General features: G+C 66.9%; 8 protein-coding genes. 4 read left to right on the forward strand and 4 right to left on the reverse strand.

Translation table 11 applies throughout. The annotated features are described in order from the left end of the window. The first annotated feature begins 359 nt into the window (after positions 1–359). Complete coding sequence (locus QE385_RS13630) at positions 360–1,019, forward strand: HPP family protein (RefSeq protein ID WP_307102696.1); 660 nt, start codon at positions 360–362, stop codon at positions 1,017–1,019. Between the two features lie 65 nt (positions 1,020–1,084). Here the strand turns inward: QE385_RS13630 and QE385_RS13635 are convergent, their stop codons facing one another. Continuing rightward, a complete protein-coding gene (locus QE385_RS13635; protein ID WP_307102698.1) occupies positions 1,085–3,403 on the reverse strand; it encodes a TonB-dependent receptor in 2,319 nt (772 codons plus the stop codon). Between the two features lie 519 nt (positions 3,404–3,922). On the opposite strand from QE385_RS13635, the gene QE385_RS13640 reads away from it, so the two are divergent. Continuing rightward, the gene (locus tag QE385_RS13640) at positions 3,923–4,567 is read left to right on the forward strand and encodes a DUF47 domain-containing protein (RefSeq protein ID WP_307102699.1); all 645 of its coding nucleotides are present in this window, start codon (positions 3,923–3,925) and stop codon (positions 4,565–4,567) included. A 10-nt stretch (positions 4,568–4,577) separates the two neighbouring features. Beyond that, positions 4,578–5,591 carry an inorganic phosphate transporter gene (locus QE385_RS13645; protein ID WP_307102701.1) on the forward strand — a complete coding sequence of 338 codons (1,014 nt, stop codon included), beginning with the start codon at positions 4,578–4,580 and terminating at the stop codon, positions 5,589–5,591. 422 nt (positions 5,592–6,013) lie between these two features. Here the strand turns inward: QE385_RS13645 and QE385_RS13650 are convergent, their stop codons facing one another. The 3 genes from QE385_RS13650 to QE385_RS13660 are packed head-to-tail and all read right to left on the reverse strand — an operon-like array spanning position 6,014 to position 11,900. Further along, positions 6,014–7,447 carry an efflux transporter outer membrane subunit gene (locus tag QE385_RS13650; protein ID WP_307102704.1) on the reverse strand — a complete coding sequence of 478 codons (1,434 nt, stop codon included), beginning with the start codon at positions 7,445–7,447 and terminating at the stop codon, positions 6,014–6,016. Continuing rightward, positions 7,444–10,638 carry an efflux RND transporter permease subunit gene (locus QE385_RS13655; protein WP_307102706.1) on the reverse strand — a complete coding sequence of 1,065 codons (3,195 nt, stop codon included), beginning with the start codon at positions 10,636–10,638 and terminating at the stop codon, positions 7,444–7,446. The genes QE385_RS13650 and QE385_RS13655 overlap by 4 nt, the downstream gene beginning before the upstream one ends. Next, on the reverse strand, positions 10,638–11,900 hold the full coding sequence (locus tag QE385_RS13660) for an efflux RND transporter periplasmic adaptor subunit (RefSeq protein WP_307104729.1): 1,263 nt from the start codon (positions 11,898–11,900) through the stop codon (positions 10,638–10,640). Before QE385_RS13660 ends, QE385_RS13655 begins: the two co-directional genes overlap by 1 nt. Positions 11,901–12,157: 257 nt before the next feature. Here QE385_RS13660 and QE385_RS13665 point away from each other — a divergent pair, with 257 nt between their 5' ends. Beyond that, on the forward strand, positions 12,158–12,313 hold the full coding sequence (locus QE385_RS13665) for a hypothetical protein (RefSeq protein ID WP_307102708.1): 156 nt from the start codon (positions 12,158–12,160) through the stop codon (positions 12,311–12,313). Positions 12,314–12,325: the final 12 nt, after the last annotated feature.

Genomic DNA, 12,325 nt, shown 5'->3' on the forward strand with positions numbered 1-12,325 from the left:
CAGCGATGCCTTTCCTTCCCTCGCCCCTCGCAGAGGGGAGAGGGGTGCGCAGACTTGGTCTTTGCGAGAGCAAAGGCTTAGTCGGAGCTGGGTGAGGGGTGGGCGCTCGCTTTGGCGAGCGCCCACCCCTCACCCAAGCTGCGCTAGCCAGCAGGCTGGCAAGCTTCGCTAACCCTCTCCCCTGTCCAGGGGAGAGGGGAAGAAGGCGCAATCGTGAATGCCGATCCCCCTAGGCGGCTGGGCCTTGCGCCAAGTTCCGCTGGTATCGCGGCAAGTTATTGGCGGTGGCCGACGGACAGGCTCTTGGCTAGGTCCGATTGCCATTCCACGCCTTTCCATCCTGAGCGACCAGAGCCTCCATGCGTTTCTTCCAACCCCTGCTGGCCGGCGCCACCCTGTCCGGCCGTCTGCTCGCCTGTCTCGGGGCGGTCATCGGCATCGCGCTGACCATCCTCGTCTGTGGCGGGCTGCCCCCGCTGGGCCCCGACCTGCCGATCATCGTCGCGCCGCTGGGAGCGTCCGCCGTGCTGGTCTTCGCCGTCCCCGCCAGCCCGCTCGCGCAGCCCTGGTCGGTGGTCGGGGGCAATGTCCTGTCCACGCTGGTCGGAGTGGCGATGTTCCATGCGATCCCTTCGCTGCCGCTGGCGGCGGGATGCGCGGTGGGCGGGGCGATCCTGGTCATGTCGCTGGCCCGGTGCCTGCACCCGCCGGGCGGCGCGGCGGCGCTGACCGCCGTTATCGGCAGCCAGGGAATCCATGCGGCGGGCTTTTCCTTCGCCTTCGCGCCGGTGGCGATCAACTCGATCGCGCTGGTGGCGCTCGGCATGTTCTTCCACCGCGCGACGGGGCGCAGCTATCCGCACGAACCGGGCGTGACCCCGCCCGCGCCCGCCGCCGTCATCCGGCCGGAGGATGTCGAGGCGGCGCTGGCGGACATGCATGAGAGCTTCGACATCGCGCGCGAGGATCTCGACATGCTGCTCGCCCATGCCGAGCGCCATGCGCGGGCGAGGACATAGCCCAACGAAAAAGGCCCGCCCCTCGCATGGAGGGACGGGCCTTTCGCGTCATCCGGTCATGCCGATCAGCGATACTTGCCGCTGAACGAGATGCCGATGATGCGCGGTTCGTTGAACACGGCCGCCATATAGTTCTCGATCACGCCCTTGAGGTTCTTCTCGTTCGTGATGTTGCGGGCGAAGACCGACAGGCTCCAGTCGTCGTTCGGCGCCGAATAGCCGATGCTCAGGCCGCCCTCGAAATTGCCGTTCGAGGTGAACTCCTTGGTCCGGTACAGGACGAAGTTGGTGTAGCCCTGAAGATTCCAGTCGGTCGAGATGAACGCCTTGCCGCCGTCGGACAGTGGCAGGTCGTACTTGGCCGCCAGGTTGACGTTATATTCCGGCGCGTTGGGCAGCGGGTTGCCGTTGATCGGCACGAAGAACGCGTTCGCCCCGAAGATGCGGCGCGTCGTCACCGGGCCGTTCAGCACGGTGCAGACCATCACGCCGTTCAGGCCGCAGGTCTGGACGCTGACATTGCGGTCGCGGATTTCCGAATGCAGCAGGCTGACACCCGCCGACAGCGCCAGGTTGCGCACCGGCAGCCACTGGGCATCGGCTTCCAGACCGTAGGCGACCGCCTTGTCGGCGTTGAGCAGCACGCCGTTGCCGTCCGAGTCGTTGCCGTTCAGCTGGATGTTCTTCACCCGGTACGCGAAGGCGGCGGCGTTCAGACGCAGCGTGTTGTCGAACAGCTTCGACTTGAAGCCGGTCTCGAACGACAGGTTCGTCTCCGAACCGGCGGTCGAGAAGTCCGAGTTGAACACCGCCGAGCGACCCTGGATGGTCGGACCCCGGAAGCCCTGCGCCGCGCGGACATAGACGTTCAGGTTCGGATTGACCTCATAGAGCGCCGACAGGTCCCAGCTGGGCTGGGTGTCCGACAGACGCACGTCGCGGCGACCACGATAGGTCGAGACGCCGGCGGCGCTGTCGGCGGTGCGCAGCAGCTGGGTCCGCTTGGTGTCCTCGCTGACGCGACCACCGGCGGTCAGGGTCAGGCGGTCGGTCGCCTGATAGCTGACCTGCCCGAACACGCCCCAGCTGGTGTTGACGTCGTGCAGGCGGACCCAGTTGTTCGGGTTCGCCCCGATCAGGAACGCGCGCTGGTAGAAGTCCGTGATGTCGCGGCTGTCGAAATAGATGCCGCCGACCTGCCACTTGAACGGCCCGCTGCCGGTCGAGGCGAGGCGGACTTCCTGCGTCCACTGGTCGAGCCCGCGAACCTGGCCCATGCTCAGGCCATAGCCATTGGCCACGCCGTTGACCGGGAAGTTGGCCGCCGCGCCGCCGTCGGTGTCGCCCTTGCTGAAACCGGCCGTGGTCTCATAGGCGGTGATCGAGGTCAGCTCGGCCGCACCCAGGTCCCAGGCGGCGCGCAGCGAGGTGCCTTGCGTGTCATAGGACTGCGGATTGCCGCGCCCTTCGTCATAGGCCACCCGGTCGCGCGGTTCGGCCGAGACGTCGCGCGAACCCTTCTTGATCGCGCCGCGATGGAACAGGGTCGAGGTGCCGTCATACCAGCGGGCATGGCCCGACAGGTTGAACGACAGCGTGTCGGTCGGCGTGAAGAGCAGCTGGAGGCGGACGTCGCGCTCGGTGAAGCCGCCCATCGCGTCCTTCTTCGGGGTCAGCGTGCCGTCGGCGCTGGGACCCGAATAGACATTGTCGACCCAATCGTCGCGGTGCTGCACCAGCGCCGACAGGCGGAAGGCCAGCACGTCGCGGATCAGGGGGCCGCCGACACCGGCGTCCATGCTGATCGTGTTGTAGCTGCCGATCGAGGCGGTCGCGCGGCTCTGGAAGCTCTGGGTGGGCTTGATCGTGTCGAACTTGATGATGCCCGCAGTCGTGTTGCGACCGAACAGCGAGCCCTGCGGCCCGCGCAGCACCTCGACCTGGTCGACGTCGAACACCGGGTTCGACTTCAGCACGACATGTTCCAGCACCACATCGTCCTGGATGATCGACACCGGCTGCGACGCGCCGAGATAGAAGTCGATATTGCCCAGGCCGCGAATGTAGAAGCGCGGGAAGATGCGGCCGGTGGTGGTTTCGGCATACAGGCCGGGCACCCGGCCCGACAGCGCCAGAATGTCCTCGCCGCCCTGCTGGAAGGCGCGCAGGTTCGAACCGCTGACCACGCCCACCGACACGGGCACGCGGTTCAGATTTTCCGAGCGGCGCTCGGCGGTGACGGTGATCTCGCCCAGCCCCTGTTCGGGGCCATTGTCGGCCGGCGTGGCCGCCGCCTGATCGGCGGTCTGGGCAAAGGCGGGCACGGCCGCCAGCGTTCCCCACGCCGCGCCCAGCAGCGCCACGGTCTTGATAACGGATTTCATGTCGTTCCCCACGCTCGGCGGATCGGTCGATGCCGTCCGCCCGATTGATTTTCTCCCGGTAAGCCGAGCGGTTAAAAGTGCATTATGGCGCTTACGTGACAGGACTGATGCGCAAAAAGCACAGCGGGACATGAAAAATTCATGACGACATGGCGCGACCGTCATGCGAGGTTGTGCCCAGGCCAGACTGTGTCCTGCCCGCCGTTGCGGGGGCGGACCGGAACGGCCGGGAGGCAGCCATGACAGGGCGGAGCGGCGGGAATGCAGGGGGAACACAGGCCATGGCGGTCCACGAAACCTCGCCTGTCGCCCACCGGCGAAGGGGCCGGAATGCCGCTTCTGTCACATTGCTGTAACAGTGTTTTGCTTGACGCGGGGCGTTCGGCTGGTCAGGGGGGCGGCGTTCGTGCAAGCTTCGATCCCAGGGTCCATTTCGACGGTCCGGCGTTCCGCCGTGGCCCGCAAAGCCATGGGTGCTGAACACGCACGCTATCGGATCACTATCGGGGTTACCGACTGATGTTCGCCTGGTTCCAACGCCTCCTGCCGAAGACGGGGAATTTCTTCGAGCTGTTCGAGGCGCAAGCCGCCACCATCCTGGCGGGGGCCGAAGCCACCGTCCGGCTGTTCGATGCGCAGGGCAATACCGCCGACGAGATCGCCGCGGTCGCCGCGCGCGAGCATGAGGCCGACGCGATCACGCGCGATGTGCTGACCTCGGTCCGCTCGACCTTCCTGACGCCGTTCGACCGCGCCTCGATCACCTCGCTGATCGGTTCGCTGGACGATACGATCGACGAGATGCACGCCGCCGCCACCGCGATCGGCCTGTACCGTGTGACCAGCTTCGCGCCCGAGATGCGCGAAATGGCGGCGGTCGCGGTCGAGGCGGCCAAGCTGACCGTCGAGGCGATGCCGCTGATGCGCGACGTCGCGCGCAACGGCGACCGGCTCCACGCGCTGACCGAAGAGCTGGTCCGGCTGGAAGGGCGTGCCGACGAGATCCATGCGGCGGGCCTGAAGCGCACGCTGGACGAATGCGGCGAGCGCGACACGCTGCGCTTCGTGATCGAGAAGGAAGTGTACAAGCATCTGGAGCGCATCCTCGACGCGTTCGAGGATGTCGCCGACGAGATCGACGGCATCGTCATCGATCACGCCTGAGGCGTCGGAGATGCACGAACTCGCCTTTCCGTTGCTGGTCGGCCTGATCCTGGTCGCGCTGGCGTTCGATTATCTCAACGGGCTGCACGACGCGGCCAATTCGATCGCGACGGTGGTGGCGACCCGGCTGCTGCCGCCGGTCGCGGCGGTGGGCTTTGCCGCCTTCTTCAACTTCGCGGCCTATTTCCTGACCGTCGCCTTTCCCAGCCTACACAAGGTGGCCGAGACGATCGGCAAGGGCCTGATCGACCAGAGCATCGTCACCCCCGCCGTCATCTTCGGCGCGCTAGGCGGGGCGATGGCCTGGAACGTCATCACCTGGCTGCGCGGCATCCCCTCGTCGAGCAGCCATGCGCTGGTCGGCGGGCTGGTCGGCGCGGGCGTGGCGCATGCGGGCATGGACGCGGTGAAGTGGGCGGGTCTCAACAAGACGCTGCTCGCCATCGTTCTGTCGCCGATGCTTGGCATGATGCTGGCGATGCTGGTCATGCTGGCGAGCAGCTGGGCCATGCGCCGGTCGAGCGCGGGACAGGCGGAACGCAGCTTCCGCGCGATGCATCTGGTCTCCTCGGCGGCCTATTCGCTCAGCCACGGGCTGAACGACGCGCAGAAGACGATGGGGATCATCACCGTCCTCCTCTATTCGACCGGGCGGCTGTCCGGCCCGTTCGAGGTGCCGCACTGGGTCGCCATCTCCTGCTATGTCGCGATCGCGCTGGGCACGATGACCGGCGGCTGGCGGATCATCGAGACGATGGGCACCCGCATCACCAAGCTGTCGCAGCACCAGGGGTTCAGCGCCTCGACCGCAGGGTCGATCGTGATCTTCTGCGCTTCGGCGCTGGGCATTCCGGTGTCGACGACTCACACCATCACCGGCTCGATCATCGGCGCGGGCGTGGCCCGGCGGGCCTCGGCGGTACGCTGGGGCGTGGCAGGCAATGTCGTGATCGCCTGGATCATCACCATCCCCGCCTCGGCGGTGATGGGGGCGGGCTTCTACCTGCTGACCCGGTTGTTCTGACAAGGGGGAGGGCGAAGGTCCTCCCCTTTTTCGTTGGGCATCATCCTATTCTCCGTTCAGCCTGAGCGAAGTCGAAGGCCAAGGGATTCGGTTCGCGCAGAGGCGCGGAGGACGCAGAGATTGCGTTCTTTGGGATAACGCCCCCTCAATGCTGCTCCGTTCCCCGGCGAAGGCCGGGGCCCAGTTGCGGCCCATCATCGACGGCGGGCCGCTCTTGCCTCCCAGGCACCGACGCCGCGCACCTCCCAGTATGTAGCAACTGGGCCCCGGCCTTCGCCGGGGAACAGAAGGATGTTGAGGTGGCGTTCTGGAGAAGGCGCTCTCTTCGCTTCTGTGCGAACCGAATCCCTTGGCCTTCGACTTCGCTCAGGCGGAACGGAGGTGGATTGTGGGGCGGACTCCTCCATCCGCCCCCATAACCCTCAAGACCCCGTAACCGGCCCCCCGGCCGCCTGGAACAGCGCGACCGAGTCGGTCATGCGCGCCGCCTTGGCCTGGATCAGTTGCGACCGGGCCTGCGCGTCGGTTGCGGTGGCGTTGAGCAGCTGCAACGTGCCCACATCGCCCAGCGCCAACTGCCGTCGGGCAAAGGTCAGCGCCTGGCCCGCCGCGTTGCTCGCCCGCTGCGCCGCGTCGAGCGCCTGCGCGTCGGTGGACAGGCCGGTCAGCGAGTCGGCGACATCGCCGAACGCCTGGAGCACCGCCTGGCGATACTGCGCCTTGGCACCCTCCAGCGCCGCCTCGGCCGCCTTTTGCTGGTGGCGCAGCGCATTGGCGTGGAACAGCGGCTGGGTGATCCCGCCGAGCAGCGCCCAGAAGGGATTGCCGCTCTTGAACATGTCGCCGAAATTCTGTGCCGAGCCGCCCGCATTGGCGGAAAGCTGGATGCTGGGCAGCCGTGCAGCGATGGCGGCGCCGACATCGGCCCCGGCGCCCCGCAACTGGGCTTCGGCGGCCAGCACGTCGGGACGGCGATGGACCAGATCGGAGGGGACGATGGCGGGCAGCTCGGTCGGCAGCGTCAGCTGCGCCAGCTCGGGCAGCGGCGGCAGCGCCGATCCCGCCGGGCGGCCGATCAGCGTCGCGATGATGGTGCGCTGCGCCGCCTCGGCACGGACCAGCGGGGGCAGCGCGCCCTCGGCGGTCGCCAGCGCGGCCTGCTGGGTCGAGACGTCCGAGGCGCCGACCGCGCCCAGCCGCTGCCGCTGTTGCAGCGCGCCCAATATGTCACGGTTGACCTGTACCGCCGTCTGCGCGGCGGCGACCTGTTCGGCCAGGCTCGCCCGTTCGATCAGCGCGGTGACGAGGTTCGCCGCCACCGTCATCCGCGCCGCGTCCAGCTGGTGCCGCTCGACCTCGGCGCGTGCGGCGGCGGAGCGGACCTGCGCCCGGTTGCCGCCGAACGCGTCGACGTCATAGGACACGCTGACCTGCGCGGTGTGCAGCGTATAAAGCTGCTGGTTCTGGTCGGCGACCGCTGGCGACAGCGCGTTGGACACGCGGGTCCGCTGCGCCTGATAGTTCAGGCCCCCTTGCGGGAACAGCAGCGAGCCGCGCGTCGCCCGCGCCTGTTCCTGCGCCTGCTTCAGCGAGGCTTGCGCGACGGCCACGTCGTTATTGTGCGCCAGCGCCTCGGCGACCAGCGCATCGAGCTGGGCATTGCCGAAGGCATGCCACCATTGGGGCGCGACGGTGGCGGACACCGTCTGTGCCGGGCCGGTCGCGGGTGCGATCACCGGCGCAGGCGCCAGCGGCGGCAGGCTGGCATGTGCGTCCAGGTCATGCGGTCCCACGGCGCAGCCCGAGATACTGGCCGAAACGCAGGCCAGCAGCGGCAGGGTCAGGAAACGCTTCATGCCGGAACCCCAGAGTCGGAGATGGTGGTATCGTCCTGGTCGTCGACCATCGGATCATGCTTCTTCTTGCGCTGCGACAGCGGCAGGCGGGTCGAATAGCGGCTGATCAGGACCGGCAGGACCAGCAGGATCAGCACCGGGGCCAGCGTCATGCCGCCCACCACGACCAGTGCCAGCGGCTTCTGCACCTGGCTGCCGATCCCGTGCGACAGGGCGGCTGGCAGCAGGCCGATGGCCGCGACCAGACAGGTCATGACGACAGGGCGCAGGCTGTTCTTGACGGTGTTGGCCAGCGCATTCTCGCGCGGGGCGCCCTCGTCGATCGCGTTGTTGAAGGTGGTGACGACCAGGATGCCGTCCATCACCGCGATGCCGAACAGCGCCACGAAGCCGATCGCCGCCGAGATGCTGAACGCCGTGCCGGTCAGGGCCAGCGCCAGCACACCGCCCACGATCGCCATCGGGATCGCGGAGAAGGCGAGCAGGCTGTCGCGCATCGATCCGAAGTTCGCATAGAGCAGCAGCAGGATGAGCACGAGGCTGATCGGGACCACGATCTCCAGACGGGCGATCGCGTTCTTCAGATTGTCCAGCTCGCCCGCCCATTCCAGGTGATAGCCCGGCGGCAGGTGGACATTCTGGTTGATCCGCGCGCGCGCCTCCTCGACCGCGCCGCCCAGATCGCGGCCACGCACCGAGAATTTGATCGGGACATAGCGCTCCTGATGCTCGCGATAGATGAAGGACGCGCCGCTGGTCAGCTTGACGTTCGCCACCTCGGACAGCGGCACCTGGATGGTCCCGTTGCCGTCGGGCGAAGGCGCGCCGATCGTGATGTTGCGCACCGATTCCAGCGAGTCGCGCTGGGCGGGCTTCAAACGCACGATGATCGGGAAGTGGCGGTCGGTGCCGGGTTCGTACAGGTCGGCGGGCGACTGGCCACCGATGGCCGCGGCCACCGTCTGGTTGATGTCGTCGGGCGTCAGGCCATAGCGCGCGGCCTTGGCGCGATCGACGTCGATCCGCACGGTCGGCTGGCCCAGGATCTCGAACACGCCGAGATCCTCGATGCCCTTCACCTTGGCCATCTGCGCCTTGATCTGGTTGGCCAGCTTTTCCAGCGTGACCAGATCGGGGCCGAACAGCTTGATCGAATTGGCGCCCTTCACGCCCGAGGCGGCTTCCTCGACATTATCCTCGATGATCTGCGAGAAGGAGAAGTCGACGCCCGGATATTTCTTGGCGAGGCGGCTCGACAGTTCCTCGATCAGCTTCTCCTTGGTCATTCCGCTCGGCCAGCTGTCGAAGGGCTTGAGCGGCACGAAGAATTCGATGTTGAAGAAGCCGGTCGCATCGGTGCCGTCGTCCGGGCGGCCATGCGCGGACAGGACCGCAGTGGTTTCCGGATAGCTGGCGATGATCTTGCGCACCTCGTTGGTCACCTTCTCGCCCGCCTCGAGGCTGATCGAGGAGGGGAGGGTGGCGCGGATGTACATATTGCCTTCTTCGAGGTGCGGCAGGAACTCGATGCCCAGCGAGCGCACGCCGACGATGGCGAGGCCCATCATCAGCAGGCCGCCGCCGATCGTCACGATCTTGTTGCGCAGCGCGAAGGACGCGGCGGGTTCATAGACGGCACGCAGCTTGCCGACGATGAACGTCTCAGTCTCGGCCAGCTTGTCCGGCAGGAGCAGCGTCGAGAGCACCGGCGCGACGGTGAAGGTCGCGAGCAGGCCGCCGGTGATGGCATAGGCATAGGTCTTGGCCATCGGGCCGAAGATATGCCCCTCCACGCCGGTCAGGGTGAACAGCGGCAGGAAGCTGGCGATGATGATCGCGGCGGCGAAGAAGATACCGCGGCTGACCTCGGACGAGGCGCCCAGCACCGCGCCGAAGCGGCTGGCCAGGGTATAGCGGCCCTGGCCATTCTCCACCGCGGTCGAGCGTTCGACCATGTGGCGGAAGATATTCTCGACCATGATGACGCAGGCATCGACGACCAGGCCGAAGTCGAGCGCCCCCACCGACAACAGGTTCGCACTCTCCCCCTGGAGCACCAGGATCAGGATCGCGAAGGCCAGCGCGAAGGGGATGGTCGCCGCCACGATGATCGCCGAGCGCAGATTGCCGAGGAACAGCCATTGCAGCGCGAAGATCAGCAGGATGCCCACCACCATGTTTTCCATGACGGTGTGGATGGTCAGGTTGATCAGGTCGGAACGGTCATAGATCCGCTCCAGATGGACGCCGGGGGGCAGGATGCCGCTGTCGTTGATGTTGGCGACCTCGGCCTGGACGGCCTTGATCGTCGGCATCGACTGGGCACCGCGCTGCATCAGGACGATGCCCTGCACGATGTCGTCGTCGTTATTATACCCGGCGATGCCCATGCGCGGCGCGTTGCCGATCTTGACGGTGGCGACGTCCTTGACGAGCACGGGCTGGCCACCCGCCTGGCCGACCAGGACGTTCTGGATCGCGTCGGGCGACTGGATCAGACCGATGCCGCGCACGATCGCGGCCTGTTCGCCGAAGTTGATCGTCTGGCCGCCGACATTGCCGTCGCTCTTGGACAGCGCCGCCAGCACCTGCGACACGGTCACGCCGTGCGCGTTCAGCCGGTTCTGGTCGATGACCACGTCATAGGCGCGCAGCTTGCCGCCCCAGCCGGTGACGTCGATCACGCCCGGAATCCGCTTGAACCGGCGCTGGAGCACCCAGTCCTGCAACGTCTTCAGGTCCATCACCGAATAGCCCTTGGGCGCGGAGATGCGGTAGCGATAGATCTCGCCCACCGGCGAGGTCGGCGACAGCGTCGGCTGTGCACCGCCCGCCAGCGGGGGCAGCTGCGACAGGCGGTTGATGACCTGCTGGCGCGCCTGTTCGTTGGTATAGTCGTAGGTGAACTGGATCTTGATGTCCGACAGGCCGAACAGGCTGATCGCGCGGATCGCGGTCAGATGCGGGATGCCCGCCATCTGGACCTCGATCGGGATGGTGACGTTGCGTTCCATCTCCTCGGCCGACAACCCTTGCGTCTGGGTGATGACCTCGACCATCGGGGGCACGGGATCGGGATAGGCTTCGATGTTGAGGTTGATGAAACCGATGACGCCAGCGACGATCATCGCGAAGAACAGGCCGACGATCAGCAGTCGCTGACGCAGCGCAAAGTCGACGATGCGGTTCATTACTCGCCGATCCCCGCTTCGTTGACGAACAGCGCGCCGGAGGTGACGATCTTCTCGCCCGGCTTCAGGCCCGACGTGATGGTGACCAGCCCATTGGCCGAGTCGCCGGTCGTCACGTCGCGCGCGACCAGCAGGCCGTCGGGCCGCATGATCCAGACGCGCGCCGCGTCGCCTTCATGGATGACGGCGGCGGCGGGGACGCGGATCGCCTGACCCGCACCCCGATGCTGGATCGCGAAGCTGGCGAACATCTGCGGCTTCAGCGCCTTGTCGGGGTTGGGGATCGAGGCACGCACCGGCAGGCGGTGGGTCTGCGGGTCGAGCGCGGCGCCGACCAGGTCGATGGTGGCGTGGAAGACGCGGCCGGGGATGGCGGGCGTCGTCACCTCGACGGGATCGCCGACGCGGACATTCTCGGCATCGCTCTCGGCCACCTGCGCGATCAGCCAGACGCGCGAGGGGTCGGTGATCGTCATCACCGGCTTGTCGCCGCCCTGCGAGACATATTGCCCCGGCGCGACATCGCGCGAGGCGACGACGCCGCTGATCGGCGCGTGCAGCGTGGTGATGTCGTGGATGCCCGCGACCTCGCCGACATTCTCCAGCCGGTTGATCTCGCCCTGCGACTTGCCGAGGATCGCCAGCTTGTCGCGCGCGGCACCCAGCGAGGCGGCGGCGGTGCGCGCGGTCGCCTGCGCGGCGGCCAGGTCGACCTTGGCCTGCTGATAATCCTTCAGCGCGCCGCCGGCGGTTTCATAGATTTGCTGCTGGCGGTCGGCATTGCGCTGCGCCGCGACCAGCTGCGCCTGCGCATTCTGATAGGCCGCGCGGGCCGAGAACAGCCCCGAGCGCGCATCGACGAAATCGCTGGTCTTGATCTGCAGCAGCGGCTGGCCCTGGCGCACCGCCTGGCCCGCCTCGGCCAGAACGCGCACGACCTGGCCCGCATAGGGCATCAGCACCGGGGTCGAGCGGGTCGCATCGACCGTGATCGCGCCCGTCGCCATGGTCTGGTCGCCCGAGGCCCCGAGCTCGACGCGCACCGTCGGCATCGCCGCCAGCTGCTCCCTGGACAGGCGCAGCGTACCCGGCGGCGGCGGGGCGGGGGGCGTCTCCTCCTTGTGGGTCAGCTTGCCGATCACCGTGATCAGGATCAGCGCACCCACCAGCACGGCGGCGGCGATCCCGATCCAGCGCCATTGCTGCGCGGAGGACAGGCGGCGGGTTTCGGGTAATGTCGCGTCGGCAGGATTGACGTGCATCGGAGTCTTTCGGCGCAAGGAACGGAATTGCTTCGGCCGATACGGGCAAGGCTCTGACGCTTTCCTTGCGGAAATCTTACGAGACGTTCATCTGTGCGGGCATTGCGGCATCGATGGCGACGCTGTTTTTGGCATCTTCCTCATCTATTCAAATGCTTGGTCATTGCGGACGCGTCATGAACGGCATGTCACCTGGCAGGGAACAAAAGTTTCGTTTCGTCGTTCGAATCGAACGGCTCAACTGAGGGAGGGTGAAGATGGCCAGCCATAGACCGCCGCCGCGGATTTCGGACCTGCCGCGCGAGGAACGTCTGGATGCCTTGTATCGTCGCGCCGCCGACGATCGCGCGCGCTATATGGCGATGCGGGACCGCAAATCGGGCCTGTTCGACCGACTGCTTCACCTGTTCTGAAATTTGCCGCCG

Origin of the sequence: Sphingomonas sp. SORGH_AS_0950 (assembly GCF_030818415.1) — a bacterium.
In the GTDB taxonomy this organism is placed as follows: domain Bacteria; phylum Pseudomonadota; class Alphaproteobacteria; order Sphingomonadales; family Sphingomonadaceae; genus Sphingomonas.

Coding starts and splice junctions, on each gene's coding strand:
- QE385_RS13655 (WP_307102706.1), bottom strand. CDS start 10,638: ATGAACCGCATCGTCGACTTTGCGCTGCGTCAGCGACTGCTGATCGTC.
- QE385_RS13650 (WP_307102704.1), bottom strand. CDS start 7,447: ATGAAGCGTTTCCTGACCCTGCCGCTGCTGGCCTGCGTTTCGGCCAGT.
- QE385_RS13635 (WP_307102698.1), bottom strand. CDS start 3,403: ATGAAATCCGTTATCAAGACCGTGGCGCTGCTGGGCGCGGCGTGGGGA.
- QE385_RS13665 (WP_307102708.1), top strand. CDS start 12,158: ATGGCCAGCCATAGACCGCCGCCGCGGATTTCGGACCTGCCGCGCGAG.
- QE385_RS13640 (WP_307102699.1), top strand. CDS start 3,923: ATGTTCGCCTGGTTCCAACGCCTCCTGCCGAAGACGGGGAATTTCTTC.
- QE385_RS13630 (WP_307102696.1), top strand. CDS start 360: ATGCGTTTCTTCCAACCCCTGCTGGCCGGCGCCACCCTGTCCGGCCGT.
- QE385_RS13645 (WP_307102701.1), top strand. CDS start 4,578: ATGCACGAACTCGCCTTTCCGTTGCTGGTCGGCCTGATCCTGGTCGCG.
- QE385_RS13660 (WP_307104729.1), bottom strand. CDS start 11,900: ATGCACGTCAATCCTGCCGACGCGACATTACCCGAAACCCGCCGCCTG.